Below are 25,603 nucleotides of genomic sequence, written 5' to 3'. Positions count from 1 at the left end.
TCGCCGTCCGGGCGAATGTGGGTGATGATGAAAAAGCGATCGTGCTCGCGAATGAGCGGGAGAATTTCGTTGACCATGCGTCGCCTCCGACACACAAATGAATGGATTGGCAAAGGGGGCGTCCGAAGACACCGCACCATCGTCTGCACGGAGAACCCCGGCAGTGATAGCTTTTTCGTTACGCACCACCTTTGCAGTGGGTTCGCCGCCCTCAACGGACCCCACCGGGTTCAAGGAAACTTGTCCGGGAAAAGAAGTGCGTTCAAGGTTCAACGTTCAATGTTCAGGGAATATGCCTCTGGGTCATAGGTAACACATCACCTCGGCAACATGGCCGACACGCGAAACCGCTTTTGCTCTCCTCCCTGACGGCTTGCGAGCGCCCTGCCGTAAGGGTCCACCGAATCAACGACCCCACGAATCAACGTAAATCCCCAACCCTCACCCCCCATCAAGCCACTCTGCCTCCGCGATGCACTGTCGGATGAGGTCGGGCTGTTCGTTTCCTGGCGAGCCGGGCGTGGAGTAGGTGCCGAGTACCTTGTCCGGCGTCGGCGCCGCCGCGCCGGTCGCATCAACGGCAGCACGGCGGTAGGCGGACCGGAACGGGACCCCGTCCATCACCTGCTCCAGGGCGCGGGACGTGGCGAGCAGGTCGGCCGTGCAGGCGCTCTCGGCCCGCTCCCGAACGAATCGTAAGTCGGAGACGACCGCCGTCACGGCCGACAGCACGTCCTGCGTCCGTTGCAGGCTTTGCATCACCGCACCCTTCGTGCGCTGCAGGTCCCGGTGGTAGCCTCCTGGTAGGTTTGCGGGTTGTACCAAAAGACGCTGCAGTTCACCGACGAGGTCGGCGTACGCAGCCCGGGACAGCTCCAGTACATCCGGGTTCTTTTTCTGCGGCATAATGCTCGAGCCGGTACAGTGCGCCTCCGGCAGGTCCACGAAGCCGAACTCAGACGTCGCGTACAGGACCAGGTCAGAGGCCATCCGATTGACGGTGCTGACGGCCTGCGTAAGCGCATGGACCACGGCGATCTCGTGCTTGCCTCGGCTCAACTGGACGGCGGTCGCGTGCGTCTGCACATCCCGAAATCCGAGCCGATCGGCGACGGCCTCCCGCGGCACGTCCAGGTGCGGCACACCGTATCCCGCTGCGCTGCCGAGAGGCGACACGTTCACCCGCTCGCGGGCCTGTCGCAATCCATTCAGGTCGTCGACCAGCGCCTCCGCGTAGCCGAGTGCCCATAACGCCACGGTCGAGGGCATCGCCCGCTGCAGGTGGGTGTACCCGGGCAGGAGAACGCGGGGATGCCGATCGGCGACCCCACACAGAGCCTCGCAAAGGGCAGCGACCCGCTGCCCCGTGTCCAGCAGAGCATCCTGAAGATAGAGGCGGAGGGCCGCCAGCACCTGGTCGTTGCGCGATCGCCCCGCATGGATTTTCTTTCCGATGTCGCCGAGGCGGCGCGTCAGGGTATTCTCAATCACCGTGTGACTGTCCTCATCGGCCGGCGTAATCGTAAGGTCACCCCGAGCAAACGCTGCGAGCACGTAATCCAGGCCATTCATCACGTCGTCGTACTCGCCATCGGTCAGAATGCCGATCTTCTGGAGCCCCCATGCGTGAGCGCGCGTCGCCCGAACGTCGTATGGCAACAGGCGTCGATCCCAGAGGTGGTCATCGCCGACGGTGAAGCGCAGGACCCAGTCGTCCGTTGCCGGGGCATCATCTATCGTTTTCGTCCAGAGATTCGACATGGTCAGTCGATCGGGAAGGAGGCACCAGTGAAGTCGTTCGTCCCGGAGCGTTTATTCTCCGGTCGCAAAGTAGGTCTGCGCGAGGTCGGTGTAGACCTGCTGCGCCGCGTGGACCTGAGACGCGCGGATACGTTCTTCCGCGGTATGAGACCGCCGGCTCTCACCCGGCCCGAGCTTGACCGCCGGGCGGTCGTGCATGAAAATCCAGTCGGACGCAGTGGGCGAGCCCGTGGGCATCAGCGCCTTACCATGCACGTTCGAGCAGGCAGCGAGAGCCGCCGCCCGGATGGCGGATCCGTCCGGCGTAGCGCAGGGCACGAAGCGATTGCTGTAAACCTCGACCTCGACGCCTGCGAGCGGCGCGAGTACCTCCCGGACGTGCGCGATGATCTCCTCATGGGTGTACGCCGGCGTCGTCCGGATGTCGACCGCAAAGACGCAGTGATCGGGGACCGCATTGCGCGCGGTCCCGCCTTCGATCGTCGTCACCGTGACCGTCGGCGCCCCGAGGAACGGATCGGTGCGATCCAGAGTGAGTCGCTCGATCGCCTGGATTGCCGCGGACGCGCGGGAAATGGCGTTCACGCCAGACTTCGGCCGTCCTGCATGCGCCGCTGTGCCGTGTGCATGGATCTTTAGAATGAGCAGTCCCTTTTGCGCCACGCATGGGACGAGACCCGTCGGCTCTCCAATCACGACGGCGGACGGCTCGGGAAGCTTCGGGCGAATGCTCTCGAGCCCATTGTAGGCGCCTCCGCCCTCCTCGCACGCCGTCAGGGCGACCATCAGACGCCTCCCTGCAGGAATGGCGCCCGACTCCGACATCTGCAGGAATGCTGACACCATGGCCGCACCGCTTGCTTTGGCATCCACGCTGCCCCGTCCGTAGATCCAGCCGTCCTTCATGACGGGATCGAACGCGTCGTAAGGGTGGCCGGCCGAAGGAGGGACCACGTCGAGGTGCGAATTCCAAAGCAGCGTGTTCTCCCCGCTGCCGGCAGACAACACAACGTTATCGTCGTGCCGCCAGACATCGACGCCGGCCGCGCGTGCCTTTCCTTCGATATAATCCGCCGCGGGCCCCTCCTCCCCCGTAAGCGACGGAATGGCAATCAGGGAGCGGAGGAGCGAAACGGGGTCGGTCCGCGTGGCGGACGCTGCAGAAAGAACGGGAGATGGCATGATGGCGGTGACGTTACGGTCGATAACTATTGATCAACATGAATCCATGCAAAGGTACGGCGTGCTGCCTATCGGGTGACGCGTGTGGCGGACGATCGATTGAGGAGGTCATTCGCGGCACAGATGAATGCTTCTCCGACACCGTCGTCCAGCGCCGCGAGCGCGGTTTCCACCTTGACACGCATCCCGCCCTCGATCCAGCCGTCCTCGATCCCCTCCGCGACCGTCTCCCGGTCACACGTGTCGAGTCGCGTCCGCGCCGAGCCGGCCTCACGACGCACGCCCCCGGTTGCCGTGACGAGTAGAAGGTGCGACGCCCCGAGGGCGACGGCGACATTCTGGGCGACTGTGTCGGCGTTCACGTTGTAAACCTGCCCGTCGTCGTCAATGCCGAGCGGGGCAATGATCGGCACCCGTTCGGTAGACAGGAGGTGGAGCACCACATCGGGCTGCACGCCCGTCACATCGCCGACCCATCCGAAATCCACCGTTTCGCCGTCCACCGTCCATGCCGGCCGCTTCCGCACCTGAAGGAGTGCGTCATCGGCCCCGGACAGGCCGACGCCCCGCATCCCGTGACGCCGAGCCGCGGCGACCAGCTGCGTATTGATTTTTCCGCAGAGGGCCCACTGGACGATGTCGAGGTCGAGGTCCGTCGTCACGCGGCGCCCCTGGACGACCCGGGGCGTGTGTCCGAGGCGTTCGGCCAGCTCCGTGGCCTGTTGACCGCCCCCGTGAACCAGGACCACCGGACCCTCCGAGGCGAGGTTCGCGACGGACTGCCAGAAGGCGCGCATGTCATCGGCCCGGCCGAGCAACGTGCCGCTCACTTTCACGACGGTGATTCCGTCAGGCGGAGGGGCCGCAACAGATTGATTGTTGGATACGGTCATGATGTCCTTTCACCATAAAATGAGGAGCACCGCGGGTCTGTGGGATCACGGGTACTTCAGCAGTCAAACACGTACTCCAGGAGGGCCTGCTGCGCATGCAGCCGGTATTCGGCCTGATCGAGGTGCATCGCCTGCGGACCGTCGAGCACTGCGTCGTCGACTACAACGTTTCGACGGACCGGCAGGCAGTGCATGAACCGACCGTTCCGGGTTGTCGACATCTGCTGCCGGGTCACGCGCCAGTCCGTTAGGGAGCCGCGTATTGCCTTCTCGCGCTCGGGAGCAGTGTACCGCATCGGCCCCCCCCAGGCCTTCGCGTACACGATGTCCGACCCGTCGATGGCCGCGTCCATGTCGGTGCTGGTCGACACGCTTCCGCCGTGGGCGCTGGCGATCTCGCCGGCCTCTTTCATGACGTCCGCCTCCAGCGCGTGGGAGGCCGGTCGGGCCACGGTCACATGCATTCCCGATCGCGCCGCCGCCAGGAGCGCGGAGTTGGGAACGGCCATGGGCAGGGCGCGGGGATGGTGCGTCCATGTCAGGACGAACCGCTTGCCGGCCGTCTCCCCGTCGAAGTGGTCCGAGAGAACCGCCGCGTCGGCCAGGGCCTGACACGGGTGGTGCCGGGCCGACTCCAGGTTAACGACCGGCACCGTTGCCGACGCAGCGATTTCGTTGATCATCGCATCAGCCGCATCCCGTTCGCGGTCCGTGCCGGAGGCGAACACGCGAACCCCGAGGGCGTCCACGTACCGGGACAGCACGCCGAAGGCATCCCGGACGTGCTCCGCCTCGGCGCCGTCCATGACCACACCGTCGCCGAAGGCAAGCGCCCAGGCATCCTGCCCGGGGCTGAGCGTCGTGACGTGGGCGCCGAGGCGCTGCGCGGCAAGCTCCATCGACGTTCGGGTCCGGAGCGACGGATTCAGAAACACGAGGCCGAGGCTCTTCCCCGTGGCGATCGGCTTGCTCGCCATCCCCGCCTTTTTATAGATGACGGCAGAATCGATGACGTGGCGCCACGTCGCGTCGTCGAGATCCGAGATGCGGAGAACGTGTCGCGGGCTCGGCGTCCCGTTCAGAGAATGGATCGTCGCCGATTCGTCGCGGGACGTAACAGTTGAAGCGGCAGATGCAGCACCGGGAAGGGTCATCGGTTCGTTCGGTTGAAGAAAAAACAGGAGCGTAGATAGAGGCTGGCGACGTGCATCAGCCCACGCCGGCCGTCTGGACGGCGTCGAGGGATGCCTCGAGTGCCAGCGCGAAGCTATCGATCTCCGCATCGGTGGTCGTCAGCGGCGGCATCAGGCGCATGACGTGTGGGTCGGCCGATCCACCGACGAGCACGCCTCGTTCGCGGAGCGCGTCGATCACCGGTGCGACGGGCCGATCCAGCGCGAGTCCGATCAGACACCCTTTGCCCCGGACCTCGGCAACCAGCGGGTTGACATGGTCGGCGAGGTGCGAATGGATCGCCTCCGCACGCGCCATCAACTGCTGATCGACGATCTGGTCGACCGTTGCTTTCACCGCTGCCATAGCGAGCATCCCCCCGCCGAACGTGGAGCCCTGGTCGCCGGACTCGACGGTCGCGGCGATGTCGTCATGAACAAGGACGGCGCTCACGGGCACGCCGGCGCCGAGGCTCTTTGCCATTGTGATCAGGTCCGGCGTGACGCCGTAGTGCTCGCTCATGGAGAACGTCCCGGTGCGCCCGACCCCGGTCTGCACCTCGTCTAAGATGAGAACGGTGCCATGTGTCGTGCAGAGATCACGCAACTGCCGGAGGTAGTCGACCGGTGCCATCCGCATGCCGGCGATGCTCTGAATCGCTTCGAGGATCACAGCCGCGACGTCACCCGAAGCAAGCAGATCGGCTACCTTCGTCAGGTCTCCGTGCGGGGCAAAGTGCGTCTGCGGCAACACGTCGAGGTACGGCTGCCGGTAGGCCGGTTTGTGCGTCGTGGCAAGCGCGCCCAGTGTCCGACCGTGAAAGCCACCGCTGAGAGCGACGACCTCCGAGCGACCGGTGTACGTGCGGGCGAGCTTGAGGGCGGTCTCATTCGCCTCCGAGCCCGAGTTCGCGAAGAACACGTTCCCGAGCGCGTCCGGGGCGAGGTTGACGACGGCCTGCGCGGCTGCCGCTCGAACGGGACTGTGCGCAACGTTCGAGTAGAACATCAACTCCCCGGCCTGACGCTGAACGGCGCGGACGACCTTCGGCGGGCAGTGACCGAGAATACACACGCAGTGGCCGCCGTAGAAGTCGAGATACGCGGCGCCGTCAGCGTCGTACACGTATCGCCCCTCGCCGCGGACAAGCGCCATCGGCATTTTGTTGTAGGTCGGAATCTCGAGGGCGTGCTCCAGTGCGATGGTTTCGTCGGTAGTCATCATGGGAGGTCGGAGTCGAAAGCGAGGAAGACGGGCACCAGCGAACGAGGTCAGGCGATCACCGCGGGGGACCGGCGGGAGGACGCGAGCAGGCCGGTGGTGTCGGGCAGCCCGAGCAGGAGGTTCAGGTTCTGCACGGCCTGGCTCGCCGCTCCCTTCATGAGATTGTCGAGCGCAAACCCGATCACGACGCGGCGCCCCGACACGTGCCAGCCGAGATCGACGAACGGGGTGTCGACCACCGGTCGGAGCTCCGGCAATGCACCGGGCGACAGCCGGACGAACGCAGATGTCTCGTAGGACGCAGTGAACCACTCCGTCAGATCTTCTTCCTTCAGACCGTTGGGCCACGTCATCTGCACCGTTCCCCAGATGCCCCGTGTCCACGGCCCGCTGACCGGCACGAACGAAAGGTCGATGTGCGTGCCGACGGTCTGCTGGACCTCGGCGGTGTGCCGATGCGAGAGCACCTGGTAGGCCCGAACATTGCCATCCCGGTCCGGAAAGTGCGTCGCGGCGGACGGGGAGGCGCCGGACCCGGACGCGCCGGTGCAAGCGGTAATGTGCGCCGACAACGGCACCTGCTGTGCGGCGACGGGCGCGAGGGCGAGAGACAGGCCCGTAGCGTAGCATCCGGGATTGGCGATCAGGCGCGCGTCCGGCGGGTACGGCGCGGAAAGCTCCGGCAGACCGTAGAGGGCGTCCGACAACACGTCCTGCGCAGAGTGGGATGCTCCGTACCAGTCCGCATACGTATCCGCATCGGACAGCCGAAAGTCTGCGCTCAGATCGACGATCGGCCCGGTGAAGCCCTGACGGCGAAGGGCCGGCACGACAATCATGCCGCGGCCGTGTTCAGCGGCCACAACGACGGCATCGATACCGGACAGGTCCAGATCGTCGGGCGCGATGAAATCAAGGCTCACCTGCGAGCGAAGTGCCGGGTGCGCTGCAGAGAGCGGCTCGCCGGCATACGTCCGGCTCGTTACCGCTTCGAGGGATACGTGCGGATGCCGGTGAAGAAGCTTGACGAGTTCGCCGCCGACGTAGCCGGCACCGTGAAGGAGTGCAATGGAGGACATCATGAATCGAGCGGGCGGGGAGAAAAAGAAACGGGGAGCGGGATGGGTCGTCACGCGGCACTGCCGGCCACCTCGGGCGCAGCATTCGGAGTGACCGACCCGGGCGACGGAACGGAGCCGGCCGCGTCTTCGCCGTGCACGGCCGCCTTTACGATGGCCGTCAGATGTTGTGACTGCTGCAGGGCATTCACCGCCGGGATACCAAGCTGTGTCCGGATGTATCGGCGGCCCACGGCGTTGTCCGTCACCGGTCCCGTGATCGCGGTGATGGCGGCGCGGTATCGTTCGAAAAAGACGCGCTCCGCCGCCCACGCGCCGGCGAGGTCGGTTGCTGCCACGACATGAGCCTGCGTTAGCTGCTGGAGCTCCCGGTCGACGAGCAGGTCGTCCACACCGTAGTAGCCGATGAACCCGTCCCCGAGCTCGAGCACGATGACGTCCGGTGCGGACGCGTTCAGATGGTCAATGATGCCTTTCGCGACGGGCGCCATGTCTCCCTGCGTGGAGCACACCACGCCGGCGTCGGTGAACGTGGACACGGCCCGGGCACCGTGCGACATCATTTTTCGCACATCGCGCTTGAGGGACGCACCGGTCAGCTTGGCTGCCGCCACATCGTATCCGGCGTCGGCGAGCCCCTTTACGAGCCCACAGGCAGCCATGGTTTTGCCGGTGTTCATCGCGGTTCCGCTCACCATGACCAGCGGCGCAGATGTCGACAGCGTGTCCTGCGGCTCGATCGCGCCGTCCTGTATCCGGGCGTGAACCGGCCGACCGTTCCGCTCGACCACGACGGAGCCAAGCACCTCGACCCGAAGCGCAGGGCCGAGATCGGGCAACGCCGACGCGCACCGCCCGATGATCCCGCCGAGGTTGAGCACGTGAAGCGTGTCCCCAACCTGAACCTGGCGCGGAACGGTGCCGCTATACCCCTTCAAGGCCTGCCGTTCCCCGAGGACGCCGACGATGACGTCGCCCTCCCGGATGGTCTGGAAGGTCCCGTCGAGGCATTCGATCTCGTTGTAGTGCGGCTTTTCCTCCAGGGCCCGCACGGCAACGGCGTAGCCTGCCTGCGCGACGATGTAGGACGACACCGCCACGTCCGGCGACAGACCACATCGGGCGGTCGTGGACGCGATCAGGTTGGCATGCACGGAGGTCGTGGACGTGTGCGCGGTACCGTTCATGGAATGGAGAGGCATGGCAGGGGCGGTGGTTCGACGGGCGGGACGGCGACGAGGCATCAAACGGACTCACGACTTACCCGGAGATCGGGGTCACGGAGGGACCGGAGATGGATGAGCGGTGCGTCGATGCGGGAGCGGCGCCCGTACTGGACTCTGCAGCGAGAAGTGACGGGATCCCGACGAGACGCGTGAAGCCTTCGGCGTCTCGCCCATTCCAGAGCGCATTTTCCTCCCCGTAGGTGGCAAGGTCGGCGTTGAACAGGGAGTTCGGGCTGTCGGCGCCGAGGACGGAGACGCCGCCCTTGTAAAGCTCGACGGTGACGGATCCGCTGACGGCGGACTGTGATGAGAGGAGATGCGCTTCAACGTCCCGCATCACCGGGTCGAAGTACTGCCCCTCGTGGAGAAGCATCCCGTAGAACTGGGCGGTTTCGTCTTTTTTGACCTGCTGCCACTTCGTGAGCACCAGTTTCTCAAGCTCCCGGTGCGCGGTCAGCAGGATCTCGGGTGCCGGGGCTTCGAATCCCACCCGCCCCTTGATGCCGAGGATCGTGTCACCGACGTGAATGTCACGCCCGATGCCATGGGCGCCACCGACGTCATTCAGCTGCTGGACGAGCACGACGCCGTCCATCCCCTGCCCGTCGAGGGCAACAGGCAGGCCCTCCTCGAACGTGAACTCCAGTTCAACCGCTTCGTCCGGTGCCTCTTTCGGGGAAACGGTATCCGGGTAGGCGTCCTCCGGCAGGGGCGTCTGGGTCGTGAGCGTTTCCTCCCCGCCGATGGTCGTCCCCCACAGGCCACGGTTGATCGAGTAGGCCGTCGTTTCTGAGGGAACGTCGAAGCCCCGCTCCAACAGGTAATCGGTGGATGCCGCACGGGTGAGCCCGAGCGAACGGATCGGTGCAACGACGTCGATCTCGTGACCGAGCATCGACCGGCTCAGAACCTGGATCGCGACGTCAAAACGAACCTGGTCGTTGCCCGCGCCCGTGGAGCCATGGGCAATCGCCGTACTCCCGTGCTCAGCCGCCGCCTGCACCATGGCCCGCGCCTGCACGATACGCTCCGGACCGACGCAGAGCGGGTAGACGCCGCCCCGCCGGATATTCCCGCGGATGAGATATGACAGGTGGTCGTCGTACAGGTCCTTCTTGCCGTCGACCAGCGTGTGACTGGCCGCCCCGAGATCGGCTGCCCGTTCGGCAATCGCCTCCGCATCTCCCGGGCGCAGTCCGCCCGTATCCACGGTGACGGTGTGAACGGGAATGTCGTACGTTTCCCGGAGGTAGGGGACGCAGAAGGACGTGTCAAGTCCTCCGCTGAACGCGAGAATGATAGACATGGGTGCGAGCGGTCGTGTGGCGAGCGGCGATTGCAATCCTTTCGGCGAAAACCTACAGGAGCCACACAAACGCAAAATGGCGTCGGCTCCTGTCGGAACCAACGCCTGTTTCGAAGAGGGAAGGGCCTTCCCCGGTCTGATTACGTCTTGATGACGTTAAGCCATGGTGCCCTCTGCGTCGATTCCGTCCATACGGGTGCGAGTACGTCGCTCGCGTCGAGCGCGTCGTCGGGCACGGGTGGTATGGACGGTCTGGGTCGTCATGGTGCTTCTAACGGTACGGAGAAGGCGGGCGGTTTGTCAAGTGCGGGCCTGATAAAACCGCCGAATTCGCTGTTTCGGCCGCGCAAGACCGCCGAAAGGACATTTTCTTCACTTAATCTATGCGAAGCTTCGTGGCGATCCATTGCCCGGTCATGCGAATGGAGTGGCTATCTTCCGGAACGCCCTCGCGCGATCCTTCCATCGTCAGATCGAGATTCCCGCCGATCTCACCCTCCCCGGTGTACGTCACACTGACGGTCCCGTCCCGGGCTTCAAATGCGGCATTGGGGGTTTCGATAAAAGCCATCGTGCCCGGCGCTCCTCCGGGACGTTCCACCTGCATCAACTCCCATTCGACGACCTGAAACGTCGTACGTTCGATTGGGCTGTGCTCGACGTCGATGGAAATACCGCTCGTGGAGTCGATCACGAGTTCAAAGCCGGCGAGTTGACCGTCGACGAGTCGGTAGCGCGCCTCTCCCGTATACGAGGCCTCCATCGCTCCTTCCACGCTCACGTCGAACCGTCCGACATCGACATTCGGCGGTGCGTCGCCCTCCTCCGAACATCCGGTGCCGGTGATTGACAGGAGGACGAGCGCGAGGCTCAAGTGCAAGAAGGAGAGACGGGCAGGCATCGGCGGCGCGAAACCGGCGGCGAAGGTGGCGGCGTTCTTTTATCACGAACCGACGCAGATGTCGATCCCTCCGCAGGCGGCGTTCGCGATTGCTTCTCCGGCAGCCGGAAGGTGCCGGCGCGTCAGGCAGTGACCTCTTTCAGTTGCTCTCGGATCTTCTGGTCGACCTCCTCCACCTCGAGGGGGATGTCGTCGTCGATGGGTACGATGTCCAATATGAGACGCGCCGAACGGCTGTAGGTGAAGTAGTTGTAGCCCCAGTTTACGAAGGCGCTCAACCGGTTTCGGAAGCCGACGATTTTCGCAATGTGGATAAAGACCCAGAGCACCCACGCGAAGAACCCCTTGAAGGCAATGCCTCCCGGCAGCTCGGCCACGGCGGCGTTGCGGCCAATCGTTGCCATCTGCCCGAGGTCCGTGTAGGAGAATCGGCCCGTCTCTCGCTCCCGCATGCGGTTCAGGATCTGCTTGGCCGCGTGCCGACCCGACTGCATGGCAACCTGCGCCAGTTGCGGGTGAAAGCCGTCGCCGTTTTCAACCCGCATCGCCGCCATGTCGCCCACGGCAAACACATTGGCGTGGTCGGCCACGCTCAGATCGTCGTTGACGACGAGCCGTCCGTCCCGGGCCTGCTCGGAATGTACGTAGTTTGCGACCGGACTTGCCTGTACACCGGCGGCCCAGATCAGCGTCTGCGTCGGGATCCGGGTGCCGTCTTTTAGCATCACGTCGCGCTCGCTGACGCGATCCACGACCGTGCCGGTCTGAACCTCGACCCCCCGCCGCTCGAGTACGTTCCGTGTGTACTTCTGAAGGGACGACCGATACGGCGGAAGCAGGTCTTCCTGCATTTCCAGAAGGATGCATCGGCCTACCTTACGCGTGTCGAACGCCTGGAAGTCCTCGTTCAGCGTATCGAACAGCTCCACGAGCGCTCCCGCCATCTCCACGCCGGTCGGGCCTCCACCGACGATCACGAAGTTGAGCGCGCCCATCTCGGCCCCGCCCGGGTTGCGGTCGTATCGCTCGAATTGCCGGAGGACGTGATTCCGAAGATTCACCGCATCCGGGACGTTCTTCAGCGGAAAGCCGTGCTCCTTGACGCCGGGAATACCGAAGTCGTTGCTGACAGCACCCGCGGCCATCACAAGGTAGTCATACGGGATCGGATCGGAGCCGCGCACTTCGACGCGTTGCGCATCCGTGTCGATACCCGAAACCGTGCCAAGCCGGAAGGTGACGTTCTCGCTGTCCTGAAAGATGTGTCGGACATTGTGAGCGATGTCGTCCGGCTCCAGTCCAGCCATCGCCACCTCATAGAGCAGCGGCTGAAACTTGTGGTAGTTGTTGCGATCAACCAGCGTCACGTCGCACTCCGTATCCGTCAGTTCTTTCGCGACGTCAAGGCCGGCGAACCCCGCCCCGATGACGACGACGTGCGGACGACCCGTCTCGCGAGTGTTCGGGCTCGTGTCGGACCGCAATCGGCCGTGGCGGGCCGGACGATCACCGTTGCTGGACTGGGTCATATCGGTAGTGCAAGTTCAGGAAATCGAGCATGGCAAACGAGCCGCAGTGGCATACACCACGACATCATCCAATGCAACCGCTGGCTGGGACAATTACCTCACCGCAAAGTGCACGGAATCGTAATGTTCGCCCGTCCGCGGCCGGCGATGCGTCATCTTCACATCTAACCCGCCGGAGACAAGACCTCCCTTGCTTGTACTGGCCGCTTTGGCTGCCGCGCTCCACTGTCCTCCTTTTGTGACGAGGCGCCCGTCGCCTTTCTACCGACACGATTTCTTCGTAGGTTTTTGCCGTTTCGGAATCATATCGACCCGACCCCGCGGCGCATGTCCAACTGGTGGAAGCACGGCATCGTATATCAGGTTTATCCGCGCAGCTTCCAGGATGCAGACGGGGACGGCGTCGGCGACCTGGCCGGTATCACCGATCGCCTCCCGTACCTCGCCGACCTCGGCGTGGATGCCGTGTGGATCTCTCCGATCTATCCGTCCCCGATGGCGGATTTCGGCTACGACGTGGCCGACTACACCGGCGTCCACGAGCTATTCGGCACGATGGACGACGCGGATCACCTGATCGAGTCGGCCCACGATCTGGGACTGAAGGTCATCCTGGATTATGTGGTCAATCACAGCTCGCATCAGCATCCGTGGTTCAAGGAGTCGAGAAGCTCGCGCGACAGCCCGAAGCGCGACTGGTATTTCTGGAAAGACCCCGGCGCGGACGGTGGCCCTCCGACCAACTGGGTCAGCCGCTTCGGAGGGGGCTCGGCGTGGGAGTTCGACGAGCAGACCGGACAGTACTACCTGCACACGTACCTGGCCGAGCAACCCGACCTGAACTGGGGCAATGCGGACCTGCGCCGCGCCATGCTGGACGTGCTCCGCTTCTGGATGGATCGCGGGGTCGACGGTTTCCGGGTGGACGTCGCCTACCGGGCGATGGTGGCCCCTCAGTGGCGCGATAATCCGCCGAACCCAGACTGGAAGGAGGGGATGGACCCGTACCGCAAACTCCAGGAAACGTATACGAAGAACCTGCCGGACGCGCACGTCGTCGGGCGGATGCTCCGCGACGTCGTGGATGAATACGACGACCGCGTTTTGATCGGTGAGGTGACCTTGCCCGTCGACCGGCTGATGGCCTTTTACGGGAAAAACGCCGACGAATACCACTTGCCCTTCAACTTCAACCTCATCCATTCAGACTGGACCGCGGAAAGCGTTCGCGCGCACGTCGACGCCTACGAACACCACGTGCCAACCACCGGCTGGCCGAACTACGTCCTCGGCAATCACGACCAGCACCGCTTCGCCTCACGCGTCGGACCGGCGCAGGCCCGCGTCGGACACATGCTTCTGCTCACCCTCCGGGGCACGCCGACGATCTACTACGGCGATGAACTCGGGATGCCGGATGGCCGCATCCCACCGGAGATGGTGCAGGACCCGTGGGAGCTCAAAACGCCTGGACTCGGCCTCGGGCGCGATCCGGCCCGCACTCCGATGCAGTGGTCGACGGCAACGCACGCCGGCTTCTGCCCACCCGACGCCGAGCCGTGGCTGCCCGTCGGTCCGGGTGCCGACGTGATCAACGTCGAAGTTCAGCAGCAAGAGACGTCGTCGATGCTTTCGCTGACGAAACGCCTGATCGCACTTCGACGAGAGAATCCCGCGCTTCACGCCGGTTCCTACCGATCCTTCGACACTCCAGAGGGTGTTTTTGCGTACGCCCGGCAATCGCCCGAGGACGCCACGGACCGCTTTCTTATCACGCTGAATTTCACGGCCGAGACGCAAACCTGGACGCTCCCGGACGGGCTGTACGGCACCGTTGAGGCAAGTGCTCGCTACGGCCGCCGCGACGATACGGTACAGGGCATTCTGGCGCTCCGTCCGAACGACGGCCTGCTGATCCGGATCGAACACTCGCCGTAACGCGCACCCTCGCCGTTCCTCTCTCCCGTGCCCGCCTGCACATGTACGCCGTTGTTGCCATTCCCCTCAACCGACCCGACGTTCGGGACTTCCTGAGCGCCGTGACGGAACGGACGGAGCCACAGGGTGCCCGCGTCGAAATCATCGGACAGCGGCCCACCCCGGAGGCCGTCGGAGCCTGGTGCCAGACCCTGGACGCCATCCCGCCGGGCGTCGACACTAACGACGTCGTTCAGCACCTCCTCGCGATCGACACGCCGCACGCCCACCTTCAACGCGTTGCCACGGATCGTCTCATCCCCGTACAGTTTCTGACGGACCCCGGCTTTCTAACCCGAACCATGGGCGGATGGGCACCCATCTACTTCGCCGTGATTGGGGTTGACGGGCCCGAGGCCGTCGGACGTGAAAGCGACGACGTGTTGCTCCGCCACGCGGAAACCCTCAGAATCTACGGCGACCGGATCGACACCCACGGTGCCGACCCGGAGCAGGTCGCCGAGCACCTGGAGAAGGAAATGGACGCGCCGGTGGACGAGGTGGTTCGCGGGATCGTGCGTCTCCAACGGCTGGACGAAGAAACCGACGGCGCCCCGGAGCAGCAGGTCCCCCTGCTCGTCGCAGCCATCGACGGGAGCCAGGCGCTGCAGACGTCCACCGGTCGCCCCGTCCCAACTCCGATCCTGTGCGATGCGCTGCTAGACCGGCTCGTTCGGTTCGAGCGCACACGACGCATTGCCGATGCTCGAGGGGACGCCGACGCCGTCGCCCGTCACGCCTTTCATCAGCGCACATGGGCCGAAGACCTCAACGTTCAGCTCATCCTGAAAGGGGAATACATCGCCGGACGACATCGACGCAGCACCATCTGCCTTGCCCCTTCTCTGGGCCTCGTGATCAAGCAGCCCGGCCCCGAACCCTTCCATGACATCGAACTCAGCGCCCGGTCGTACGACGGGAATACGGAGAACTGGCCGGTGCTCGAGAACAACGGTGCCGTCGTAACGTCACGCGGCCGCGTTCGCATCGTACTCGAAGAAAACGTCGTACCTCCCCTCCACGCCGCCTTCGAGCACGGCGTTAGCTTCTCCCCCCTGCTCGGCCTCATCATAGAGGACCACGTGCCGGGACCCACGCTGCAGTCCTTTGTCGCGGACGACCCGCGCCGGCTGACGGCCGACGTATACGCCCAGGTGCTGATCACGCAACAGGTCTGTGAAGCCCTCGGCGTAAATAATCCGGACTGGCATTCGGCCAACTTCATCGTCGAGGATGAAACGGATGATCTGATCCACATCGACTGGGGGGCGGCGCGGCCCCTGACGGCCGACGAGCAAACGCCCGACGGACGCCGAGGCCGCATCGAGCAGGTCCGCAATTTCGCCTACTCGTTCCAGGACGACGACATCGCCGAACGGGCAGGACGCCTGCACGACCAGATCACGGGCAACCCCGATCAGATGGCCTCCATCCGGGACACCGCACGCCATCTCGCCAACACATCCTGAATCCACCCCTCCCCAATTGACGCTTCCCCCTTCCCCATTCCACATTCACCATTCCACATCCCCTCATTCTCCCTTCGCGCCTTTGAGCCCGGACAGGCTGCGTTCCGCGAGCAGATTGACATCGTAGGTTCGCACCCGGCCGTTTTTCTTTCGATGTCGGCGCCGGGCGATTTCGATCATCCGGTGCATGAGTTCATCGAACGGCACGTCGGACGGCTCCCACAGGTAGAAGGAAAACGACCCGGGGATGGTATTGATTTCGTTGAAGAACAGGTCGCCAGTGGCTTCATCGATCATGAAATCAATCCGTGCCACGCCGGCGCACTCGAAGAGCCGGAAGATGTGAATCGCCAGGTCCTGAATCTCGTCGGTGCGCTCATCGGACAGGTTCGCCGGGATAACGCGATCGAGCGACGCCATCCCCTCCGGTCCCGGATCGTGCGTCTTGGCCCCGTTTTCGGCCGACCCTCCGTTCTCGTCGCGCATATACTTGTCCTGAAACGTGAGGACGTCATCATCCTCCGAGGCCACCGGCTCCTCGAGCACACTCGCTTCGACGTCGGTTTCATCCCCGAGCAGGGAGCAATTGATTTCCCGTAACTCCTGCACGGCCCGCTCGACCACGACCTTGTCGTCATATCGAAAGGCATCCTCGATTGCTGCATCGAGTTCCCCGCGATCCTCCGCCCGCATGATGCCGATCGAGGACCCGCCGCGGGCGGGCTTCACGATCAGCGGATACCCGATTCGATCCTCGCACCGATCGAGTCCGTCCTCTTCGCGTCCCGCCCACTCGCTTTCGGTGAACGCGACGAAGTCGACCACCGGGATGCCGGCCTCCCGGCACAGGTGCTTCGACAGCACCTTGTCCATTCCGATGGCCGAGCCGAAGATGGAGCTGCCGGTATAGGGAACGTTGAACGCCTCGCAGAGGCCCTGGACCCCGCCGTTTTCCCCCGGTCCGCCGTGGAGTCCGGGCAGGACGACGTCGATCGAAAAGCGGCGCGGGGGGCGAGTCAAGTGTGACAGCGCCCCACCCTCGCGGACCTCTACGCACTCGAGCGTACCGTAAGCGCCGGGAAACAGGGCCAGTCGCGCGGCCGACTCCCGGAGGGCGTCAATGTCGCGATACGCCTCGACCTCGAGCAGGTGCTCGCCGGTGTACCATGTGCCGTCCTTGGCGATGTACAGCGGGACCGGGCGGTAGCGGGATCGATCCAGTGCGGCTGCAGCCTGCAGTGCGGAGATGATGGACACCTCGTGCTCGGGCGCGACGCCGCCGAGAACGACGCCGACCGTGAGGGGAGAATCGGACATACGAAAAGCAAAGGGGGTCGATACAGCGATGAGATCGGGCAGACGGCGGTCCGTGCCGGAGGAAAACTCGCGATTCGCGCTCCAGCCGGTCGGCTACCGTCTGCCGCACAGTATACATCAGGGGATCGAGAAAACGCGAACGTGCAGCGCGCGACCCTTCAGGCGCGGGAGCCCCTTCGTCGCGCAATCCCCTTGAATCCTGCGCATCACAGGGCCAGACGCTGGTTTTCGCGGGTGAACTCCTGTAGATTGCGCGCACGTGCCCACTGTTCGACCCTTCCGCCTCTCCGCCCCTGCCTGTGCGCCTCGCCATCATTTCCGACATCCATTCGAACCTGGAAGCCCTGCAGACCGCGCTTCGCGCGATCGAGCGGGTCGGGGTCGATCGGATGTATTGTCTCGGGGACGTGGTCGGCTACAACGCCAATCCCGTCGAATGCATGCACCTCGTCCAGAAGCACTGTGACGGCGTCGTGGTCGGGAATCACGACCTGGCGGTCGCGACCGGCGACGGGCTCGGACAGTTACCCCCCGATGCGCAGAAAGCAGCCCTCCACAATCGGAAGCTTCTGAACGAGTCGCTGCGAAAGGAAATCATCTCCTGGCCCGAGCGCATCGATGCGCATGACTGCACATTCGTCCACGCGACGCCGGATGCTCCGCTCGCCTGGAAACGCATCAACTCGTTCCCGGCCGCAAAAGAGCAGTTCGACTACTTCGACACATCCGTCTGCTTCGTCGGCCATACGCACGTCCCGAGCGTCGTGTCCGATCGCCTCGGCGTCCTGAAGGTGCGCCCGGGCCATCGGTTCATGATCAATCCCGGCAGCATCGGCCAGCCGCGCGACAACAACCCGAAGCTCAGCTTCGCGCTCTACGACAGCAACTCGATGCAATACCGCAACGTGCGGCTGGACTACGACACGGAGACGACCGCCCGCAAGCTGAAGGCCGCCGGCCTCCCGGACCGTCTCGCCAAGCGCCTGCTGGAAGGGGCGTGACGGCCCGCTACCGCCTTACGCGGTGTGGTCAACCCATTGCCCTTTGCTGTACACGCCGTGCGCGCGTCCGACCATTTCCTCACCGACGAACGGTGTGTTGCGGCTCTTGGACCGGATGTCCGACGCCTCAAAGGTCCACCGGGTCGTGGCGTCGAACACCGTCAGTTCAGCAACGGCCCCTTCCTGGATGGCCGGAACAGGCAGGTTTAGAATGCGACGGGGCGCAACCGTCAGTTTGCGGACCACCTCGTCCACGGACAGGTGCCCGGGCTCGACCAACTCGCGAACCGACAGCCCCCAGGCCGTTTCGAGGCCCAGAATGCCGAACGGCGCCGCGTTGAACTCGACGTCTTTCTCGTGCGGTGCGTGAGGGGCGTGATCAGTGCAGATGGCATCGATCGTTCCGTCGATGAGCCCTTCGATGACGGCTTCGACGTCGGCCGCCGAACGGAGCGGCGGGTGCATTTTCGTGTGCGTCGAAAAACCGGTGGTCTCGACCGCCTCGTCCGTCATGGTGAAATGATGCGGGCATACCTCGGCGGTGACGTTCACGCCTCGCGCTTTCGCTTCTCGAACAAGCGCCACACCCCGCGCAGTGGAGATATGCGCAACGTGCACGTGTCCACCCGTCACGGCGGCGATTTCTACGTCCCGCGCAATCATCACGTCCTCGCTCAGTGCCGGGATCCCGCCGACGCCGAGCCGGGCCGACACGTCTCCCTCGTGCATGTGTCCGTGGGGGTTCAGTGTCAGATCTTCCATGTGGTTGATGATGGGCGCATCCAGCATCGAGCTGTACTCGAGTGCGCGGCGCATCAGCCCTGCATGCTGAACCGGCGACCCGTCGTCGCTAAACGCCACGGCGCCCCCCTCCTGCAAATCTGCCATTTCTGCAAGCTCGACGCCTTCCCGTTCCTTGGACACCGTGGCGATCGGGTGCACGTGGACAGGCGTTTCCTCCGCTCGCTCGAGGATGAACTCCACGACATCGCGTGTGTGGATGGGCGGATTCGTGTTCGGCATGCACGCGACCGACGTGAACCCGCCGGCGACCGCCGCCCGAGCGCCTGTCGCAATCGTCTCTTTGTGCTCGTATCCCGGTTCGCGGAAGTGTACGTGCATGTCCATCCAGCCGGGCGAGATCATTTTCCCGGACACATCCACTTCGGGAACGCCCCCGTCCACGTCGATCTCCGGAGCGACCTGTGCGATGCGACCGTCTCGAATAAGCAGATCCGCCTCACGCGTGTCCCGCGTCTCCGGGTTCAGGATCGTACCGTGGCGTATCAGGAGGTCGTCGGGCATGCTCGGATCGGGAGCCGGTGAGCGGGGTGTCGAAGGGGAATCGCGGGGAGTAACGTAGAGAGTTTCCGGCGGACGGTCAATGCTCGCATCCACGAAGACCTGTCGGATTCCTTCCATGCACGGGATGGCGTAACGCCGGCGACGTGGATCCCACACAGCCATCGCGCGGGGCGGACACCGCCTCGTTGTTGATTTCTTCTCCTATCGTATTCTTCTCCTACGCACACGACCAAGCATTCCATGAGCACGACAACGGACGCTGCACCCATCGACGCTTCGACGGTGCGGGAAACGGCCCGTGAGACCTTCGGCATGGTGCCCAATCTGATTACAGAAATCAGCGAGCACAGTCCGGCGGTTGCGAAGGCGTATCTCGATGCCGGCGCCACCCTCGGTGAAGGCGTACTGTCTGACGCCGAAGAGCAGGTTGTCATTCTGGCGATCTCGTCGTACAACGATTGCCACTACTGCACGAAAGCGCATGCCGCGGCCGGACGCGCCGCCGGTCTTACCGGAGATGTCGTCGAGACGATCGTCGCCGGCGGCCTGCCGGACGATCCCCGCTATCGTCGGCTCGTTCAGGCCACGCGGCGCATTCTTGGTAAACGCGGGTGGCTCTCGACGGTAGATCAAGAGGCACTTGCGGACGAGGGACTCGAGCGGGACGTCTTGTACGAGATCGTCGGGTTAATCGGTGTCAAGACGATCAGCAATTACATAAACCACATCGCCGGTACAGAGGTCGACGACGCGTTTCTCGGGTGACTCGCGGATTCGGCAATATCCGTTCAGCCAATGACGAAACGGCTCCGCCCTGGTCAAGAGGACGGAGCCGTTCGTTTTGGCCCGGGGTGGAAAGGCGAAACGACCGAACTTGCCGTGTCAGTCCGTTGCACCAATCATGGGTTCTTCCTCGACCAGGCTTTCCTCGATGAAGTCAGTCAGCATCGTGAACAGGTGCAGCCGGGTGTTTCCACCGTAAATGCCGTGGTTTCGTCCCGGGTACATCATGAACTTGAACTGCTTGTTCTCCTCCTGAAGCGCGTCCACCATCTGAACACTGTTCTGGAAATGGACGTTGTCGTCGTAGTCGCCGTGCACGATGATGAGGTCCTGCGTGTCGGTCATCTGGTCGGCGTAATTCAGCGGCGCGCCGCGCTCGTAACCCGCCTCGTTGTTCTGCGGCGTGGACATGTATCGCTCCGTGTAGATGGTGTCGTAGAAGCGCCAGTCTGTGACCGGCGCGACGGAGAGCCCCGATGTGAACGTAGACGGCCCGTCGCCGGTCAGCATGGACATGAGCGTCATGTAGCCCCCGTAGCTCCAACCCCAGATGCCGATACGGTCGGCGTCGACCCAGGAAGAGTCGGCCAGGCTCTGTGCCGCAGCGATCTGGTCGGCCGCCTCGGGCGTTCCAAGATCGCGGTAGGGAATGTCTTGGAAGGCTTTGCCCCGCCCGCCGGTACCGCGATTGTCGACGCTCACGACGACCACATTGTACGTTTCGGCCAGGTACTGGAACCAGAGCATCCGGCGCCCGCCCCACTGGTCGGTGACCGTCTGCGAGCCGGGCCCACCGTATACGTACATGAGCACGGCGTGGGGCCGGTCGGCGTCGAAGTCGTTGGGCTTCACCGTATACGTATTAAGGGGAGTGTCGTCCGCCCCCGGCATCGTTGTGAAGGATGGTGCGGGCAAATCCAGCGCATCGATCGTATTTCGAAGCGAGTCATTATTCTGCAGCGTCGTCACCAGCGTGCCGTCCGCTTGGTGGAGCGTCCACGACGGAGGCGTCGTAGCGTTCGAGTACTGGTCGATGTAATATTGAAGGTCGTTGGACATGTTGACCGAGTGCCAGCCCGGCTCTTGGCTCACGCGCTCCGGCTCCATCGCGGCCTCGTGCTTGCCCATGGACACACCCACCCGGTAGAGTTGCCGCTCAATCGAGCTCGCCTTCGTGGACGTGAAGTATGCCTGCAGGCTCTCTTCGTCGATCCCGTGGAAGCTCGTCACCTCCCACTCCCCATCCGTCACCGGGCCGATGTAGGTGCCGTCATTCCGGTAAAGATGGATGTGGTTGTGGCCGGTCCGCTCGGACAGGTAGACGAAGTGCTCGCCGTCGTTCAGGAACTGCAGCTTGCCGTCCTCGACGTCGATGTAGGTGTCGAGGTTTTCCTGGAGGATCGTCTGGGTCGAAGCGTCCGACGGATTCCCGTAAAGAACATCCAGCCGGTTCTGCCCGCGGTTCATCCGAAACATCCAGACGTGGTGGCGCCCGTCGATCTTGGGCGTCCAGCCCATGCGAGAGATGTATTCCGTCGGATCGGAGGCTTCCGTCTCTTTGTCCAGCTCCGGATCCCAGGTCTCCGTTTCAAAATATTGAATGGCCTCCGGCTGCCCGGCGCTCGTTGTGTCTACGGCCGACATGTCCACCACGCCGACCTTGATTTCGCTATTCACTTCGCCTGCCTTCGGATAGCGGAACCGCTCGTATTCTGGATACCGCGTACGGAAATTCGTCATCGCAAACTCGCGCGTGTCCGTTTCATCCAGCTTGTAGAAAGCGATGTGCGCCCCGTCCGGGCTCCAGGAGAACCCGTCACGGAGACCAAACTCCTCCTCGTAGACCCAGTCAAACGTGCCGTTGATGATGGAGCCGTCCGTTCCGTCCGTCGTTAAGGCCGTCTCATTGCCCGTTTCGAGGTCGACCACGTAAAGGTCTCGGTCTCGCACGAATGCCACCTTTGTGGCATCCGGGTTGAACTTGGCGAACATCTGGTACCCGTCGTCGCGGTCCGCGATCGGGCTGAGCGCTTGCGTCTCCGTATCGTAGACGTAGTAAAAGCCCTTCGTATTGCGCCGCCAGACCCGCTTCGAGTCGGTGTACAGCAAGACCTTTGAGCCGTCGCGGCTGTACTCGTACCCCTCGATCTGAATCAGGCGGTCGACGTCGTCTGCCCGGAGCGTTGTGCCGTCGATGATCTGTGTGCGTTCGTCCGTTTCGAGGTTGAACCGCATGAGGTGCGTGGCATCGCTACCGGAGACCGGCTCGATGTAGGTTACCACCGGCCCTTCATCCGTCCACCGTCCGCCCTCGAAGGTCTTCGGAGACAACTCGTTGCCGGCGTGGATCGTGCGGAGCGTGAGGTCGGGCGGGGACTCGGCAGCCTGCTGCGCCGGACTGACGGACGGACCCGCCGCCCAGAGACATAGCAACGCGAGGGTGGCGAGGAAGCGAGATCGTAGCATAGAAGGGACGGGGGAGAGCGGAACGATGAACAGGGTGCGGGTACGGACTCCTCTCGAGAATGTATCCCCCATATGCTCTTTTCTCAAGAACACAGCCATGCACGCCGTAGGCCGAAGGTAGCGAGAGGCCTGACCCGCGCCAAGCGGCATTTAAATGAAATTGATGTTCAGGGTGTCCGGTAACGTCGGGCTTTCTCGGTTAGGTAAATGAAGCAGGTTCCGACTTTCGAGTCGAACCTCCTTCCCTCCTCGGCCGGGACGCCGACGAGGTCATTTCTTTCCGATGAACGCACTTCTTTTCATCGACCCTGTGGGGAAGAGCGCCCGGCGGAGAAATCCGTCCGGGCGCTCTGACTTTTTGCCCCCTGTGCTCCCCGACCGCATGTAAACGTGTGGTTGGATTCGTGTGCAGTTTGCGTTTCCATCTTCACAGAGTCTCGCCTCAGCGGCCAGGATCGGGCGGAACCATCGGCGGATGGTATTCCTATACGGAGTCTGCAACCGCAAAATGAAAGTCTCGCATTCGTTATCTCCGCCTCACCGCCCCACATCGATCCACAAGCCGGACCCTCGTCTGCCGGGGCTGCACCGCGTACGTCGAATAAGGACGAAAGCGGTTGCTCCGTCTACGCGGAGGTTGACCTGTCCGCTATTCGCCACAACGTGTTGGCCCTGCAGAAACGCGTGGCTCCGGCCGGGCTGATGGCCGTCGTCAAAGCGGATGCATACGGCCACGGCGCTGCACGCGTGGCTCCAGTTCTGCAAGACGAAGGGATAGAGGCGTTTGCCGTCGCGCGGCCGAGGGAGGGTGTCGAATTGCGAGAGGCCGGCATCACCGGGCGGATCCTGGTGCTGGGAGCGCCCCTCCCCGGCGACCTCTCTATCTGCGACTCCTACGACCTGGACATTACGGTGTCCTCTGCGGACGTCGCCAGCCGGATCGCTGATTCCGCTCGCGGTGCGCGCCTGCACGTCCATCTAAAGGTAGACACCGGCATGAGCCGCCTTGGGCTCGCCCCGGGCGAGGTGGCGGAGGCGGTCGACCGGCTTCGCAGGGCGCCCGGCGTCACGATCGAGGGCCTCTGGACCCATTTCGCGACGGCAGACGAACCTGGTCATGCGCTCACCGAAACGCAGCGTACGCGATTCGAGGCTCTTCGCCGAGACCTCGGCCTGTCGCTGTCGTTTCACACCGACAATACGGGCGCCCTACTCACGGACAGTGGGACGCTCGCACACCGTGCTGCGTCCGACGCCCCTGCATACATACGTACCGGCATTGCCCTGTACGGCCTCGCGCCGACCCATGCATTGAGCGAGGCCGATGCCTCCATGACGCTCCGTCCCGCCCTCGCGTTGCACGCCCGCGTGACCCACGTCCGCACGGTCGATGCCGGTACCTCAGTTTCGTACGGTGCAACCTGGACTGCCGACCGCCCGACCCGGCTGGCCACGCTCGGCGCCGGGTACGGGGATGGGTACCCGCGGCTTGTCAGCGGTCGCGCGCACGTTCGAATCGGCGGCGAGCTCCGCCCCGTCGTCGGCACCATTTGCATGGACATGTGCATGGTCGACCTCGGCCCGCCGGATGGCCCTCTGGCGCGGCGGATCGAGGTCGGTGATGCAGCCACCCTCTTCGGCCCCGGCGGCCCGACAGCATACGACATCGCCCGTTGGGCAGACACGATCCCGTACGAGATTTGCTGTAACCTCTCGCGGCGGGTCCCACGAGCGTATGTCGATGCCGAGACACCCAACGAGACCGCTATGGGCCGATCGTGAAGCCCGCGCTGCACCCGATCCCACGCACTCCGCATTATCGCTCTGAAAACGACAACGTAACGCATATCAGGTCCGCGGCCGAGGCCGTCATGGACCTCTGCGCAATGAATCCAGTGTAACGACAAGATGAATCCTCGCGGGGTCTTCCGGCCCGTGCGTTGCCCCCAGGCGATCGTCCCCGTGTCCGGCGCCGTCGACGTCCGACGTCCGATGCGCCCCGGGCCGTGCCCGACCGCCCGTCTTGCCTCGTCAACACGATTCGGTATCTCCCACCACTGAATCCGTATCCACCCATGCCGATTACTGCAGATCCCGCCGATATCAATATCCTCGTCGTCGACGATGAAAAGGACGTCGTCGAAGTCGTGGGCCACTTCCTTCAGGAAGAGGGCTACAACGTCGAGACCGCCTTCGACGGTGAGGAAGCGCTTGAGAAAGCCGACAGCGACATCAACCTCATCGTTCTCGACATCATGCTGCCGGGGCTGGATGGGTACGAAGTCTGCCGTCGCCTCCGCTCGCGCGTCGAGACGGAAATGATTCCGATCGTCTTCCTCAGTGCAAAGACAGAGGAAGAAGACCAGATCGAAGGTCTCATGCTCGGCGGTGACGACTACCTCACCAAGCCGGTCTCCCCGCAGGTCCTGGTGGCTCACGTGAAAGCCGTGCTTCGCCGCTCCGGCGTCGAGGAAAGCAACATTCTCGAGGTCGACAACCTCACGATCTACGAGGACGAGTACCGCGCCGAACTGAACGGCGAGGACCTCGGACTGACGCTCACCGAGTTTGAGCTTCTCCGCTACCTCGTGCGTCACCCGCGCAAGGCCTTCACGCGCCAGCAGCTTCTGGAGACGATCTGGAAGGACGCGATGATGGTGACCGAGCGAACGGTCGATGCCCACATCAAGAACCTTCGGGAGAAGCTCGGCGAGTTCGCCAAGCACATCCAGACGGTGCGCGGCGTCGGGTACCGCTTCGTTCGCGAGGAAGAATCCGCCGAAGCGTAGTGCTCGGACTGGAAGGGCCGTTCTCCCGGCGGGCCGACGACGCCTCCGGGAGGCGCGTATGCCTTCTGATTTCCCGATCCCTCGTCCGTAGATTGGGTCACGCACCCGCAGATATCCGGGTGCGAGTGACATCGTCTACGTGCGAAGACACACGGCCCGTAGCCCCTTGATTGGCGCTACGGGCTTTCGTTTGTATCATGCGCATGCTCATCGTTTCGAACG

The 25,603-nt window shown here is 63.8% G+C and carries 19 protein-coding genes; 6 read left to right on the top strand and 13 right to left on the bottom strand.

The genetic code is table 11. From position 1 onward, the window contains the following. Positions 1-441: 441 nt before the first annotated feature. From argH to ACFCU0_RS10815, 10 genes are all read right to left on the bottom strand, one after another. On the bottom strand, positions 442-1,761 hold the full coding sequence (argH, locus tag ACFCU0_RS10860; RefSeq protein ID WP_434973694.1) for an argininosuccinate lyase: 1,320 nt from the start codon (positions 1,759-1,761) through the stop codon (positions 442-444). A gap of 51 nt (positions 1,762-1,812) precedes the next feature. Further along, on the bottom strand, positions 1,813-2,943 hold the full coding sequence (locus tag ACFCU0_RS10855; RefSeq protein WP_434973693.1) for a M20/M25/M40 family metallo-hydrolase: 1,131 nt from the start codon (positions 2,941-2,943) through the stop codon (positions 1,813-1,815). 68 nt (positions 2,944-3,011) lie between these two features. Further along, complete coding sequence (argB, locus tag ACFCU0_RS10850; protein ID WP_434973692.1) at positions 3,012-3,836, bottom strand: acetylglutamate kinase; 825 nt, start codon at positions 3,834-3,836, stop codon at positions 3,012-3,014. Between the two features lie 56 nt (positions 3,837-3,892). Next, on the bottom strand, positions 3,893-4,990 hold the full coding sequence (locus tag ACFCU0_RS10845; protein ID WP_434973691.1) for an N-acetylornithine carbamoyltransferase: 1,098 nt from the start codon (positions 4,988-4,990) through the stop codon (positions 3,893-3,895). Positions 4,991-5,045: 55 nt separating this feature from the next. Next, positions 5,046-6,233: an aspartate aminotransferase family protein gene (locus ACFCU0_RS10840; protein WP_434973690.1), complete on the bottom strand. Its 1,188-nt coding sequence runs from the start codon at positions 6,231-6,233 to the stop codon at positions 5,046-5,048. 47 nt (positions 6,234-6,280) lie between these two features. Continuing rightward, positions 6,281-7,315: an N-acetyl-gamma-glutamyl-phosphate reductase gene (argC, locus tag ACFCU0_RS10835; RefSeq protein WP_434973689.1), complete on the bottom strand. Its 1,035-nt coding sequence runs from the start codon at positions 7,313-7,315 to the stop codon at positions 6,281-6,283. 47 nt (positions 7,316-7,362) lie between these two features. Beyond that, on the bottom strand, positions 7,363-8,514 hold the full coding sequence (locus ACFCU0_RS10830) for a hypothetical protein (protein ID WP_434973688.1): 1,152 nt from the start codon (positions 8,512-8,514) through the stop codon (positions 7,363-7,365). Between the two features lie 58 nt (positions 8,515-8,572). After that, complete coding sequence (gene argG / locus ACFCU0_RS10825) at positions 8,573-9,844, bottom strand: argininosuccinate synthase (RefSeq protein ID WP_434973687.1); 1,272 nt, start codon at positions 9,842-9,844, stop codon at positions 8,573-8,575. A 376-nt stretch (positions 9,845-10,220) separates the two neighbouring features. Continuing rightward, on the bottom strand, positions 10,221-10,745 hold the full coding sequence (locus ACFCU0_RS10820) for a hypothetical protein (RefSeq protein ID WP_434973686.1): 525 nt from the start codon (positions 10,743-10,745) through the stop codon (positions 10,221-10,223). Positions 10,746-10,867: 122 nt separating this feature from the next. Further along, a complete protein-coding gene (locus ACFCU0_RS10815) occupies positions 10,868-12,274 on the bottom strand; it encodes an NAD(P)/FAD-dependent oxidoreductase (protein ID WP_434973685.1) in 1,407 nt (468 codons plus the stop codon). A gap of 327 nt (positions 12,275-12,601) precedes the next feature. On the opposite strand from ACFCU0_RS10815, the gene ACFCU0_RS10810 reads away from it, so the two are divergent. After that, positions 12,602-14,212 carry an alpha-amylase family glycosyl hydrolase gene (locus ACFCU0_RS10810; RefSeq protein ID WP_434973684.1) on the top strand — a complete coding sequence of 537 codons (1,611 nt, stop codon included), beginning with the start codon at positions 12,602-12,604 and terminating at the stop codon, positions 14,210-14,212. A 41-nt stretch (positions 14,213-14,253) separates the two neighbouring features. Further along, positions 14,254-15,720 (top strand): hypothetical protein, encoded by a 1,467-nt coding sequence (locus tag ACFCU0_RS10805; RefSeq protein WP_434973683.1) that lies wholly within the window; start codon positions 14,254-14,256, stop codon positions 15,718-15,720. A gap of 63 nt (positions 15,721-15,783) precedes the next feature. On the opposite strand, the gene ACFCU0_RS10800 is transcribed toward ACFCU0_RS10805, so the two are convergent. Beyond that, entirely contained in the window at positions 15,784-17,037 is a 1,254-nt protein-coding gene (locus ACFCU0_RS10800) for a D-alanine--D-alanine ligase family protein (protein ID WP_434973682.1), read from the bottom strand. A 299-nt stretch (positions 17,038-17,336) separates the two neighbouring features. Here ACFCU0_RS10800 and ACFCU0_RS10795 point away from each other — a divergent pair, with 299 nt between their 5' ends. Further along, the gene (locus ACFCU0_RS10795) at positions 17,337-18,038 is read left to right on the top strand and encodes a metallophosphoesterase family protein (RefSeq protein ID WP_434973681.1); all 702 of its coding nucleotides are present in this window, start codon (positions 17,337-17,339) and stop codon (positions 18,036-18,038) included. A 15-nt stretch (positions 18,039-18,053) separates the two neighbouring features. Here ACFCU0_RS10795 and ACFCU0_RS10790 read toward each other — a convergent pair whose 3' ends face one another. Then, positions 18,054-19,343, bottom strand: a complete 1,290-nt coding sequence (locus ACFCU0_RS10790) for a dihydroorotase (RefSeq protein WP_434973680.1) — start codon at positions 19,341-19,343, stop codon at positions 18,054-18,056. Between the two features lie 240 nt (positions 19,344-19,583). Here ACFCU0_RS10790 and ACFCU0_RS10785 point away from each other — a divergent pair, with 240 nt between their 5' ends. Further along, the gene (locus ACFCU0_RS10785) at positions 19,584-20,108 is read left to right on the top strand and encodes a carboxymuconolactone decarboxylase family protein (protein ID WP_434973679.1); all 525 of its coding nucleotides are present in this window, start codon (positions 19,584-19,586) and stop codon (positions 20,106-20,108) included. Between the two features lie 117 nt (positions 20,109-20,225). On the opposite strand, the gene ACFCU0_RS10780 is transcribed toward ACFCU0_RS10785, so the two are convergent. Next, positions 20,226-22,592: a DPP IV N-terminal domain-containing protein gene (locus ACFCU0_RS10780; protein WP_434973678.1), complete on the bottom strand. Its 2,367-nt coding sequence runs from the start codon at positions 22,590-22,592 to the stop codon at positions 20,226-20,228. 390 nt (positions 22,593-22,982) lie between these two features. Between ACFCU0_RS10780 and alr the strand changes: the two genes are divergently transcribed. Continuing rightward, on the top strand, positions 22,983-24,374 hold the full coding sequence (gene alr / locus ACFCU0_RS10775; protein WP_434973677.1) for an alanine racemase: 1,392 nt from the start codon (positions 22,983-22,985) through the stop codon (positions 24,372-24,374). Positions 24,375-24,667: 293 nt separating this feature from the next. Then, positions 24,668-25,381, top strand: a complete 714-nt coding sequence (locus tag ACFCU0_RS10770; RefSeq protein WP_434973676.1) for a response regulator transcription factor — start codon at positions 24,668-24,670, stop codon at positions 25,379-25,381. Positions 25,382-25,603: the final 222 nt, after the last annotated feature.

Source organism: Longibacter sp., from assembly GCF_051155795.1.
Taxonomy (GTDB): Bacteria; Bacteroidota; Rhodothermia; order Rhodothermales; family Salinibacteraceae; genus Longibacter.
This window is presented reverse-complemented; position numbering and strand designations above follow the sequence as displayed.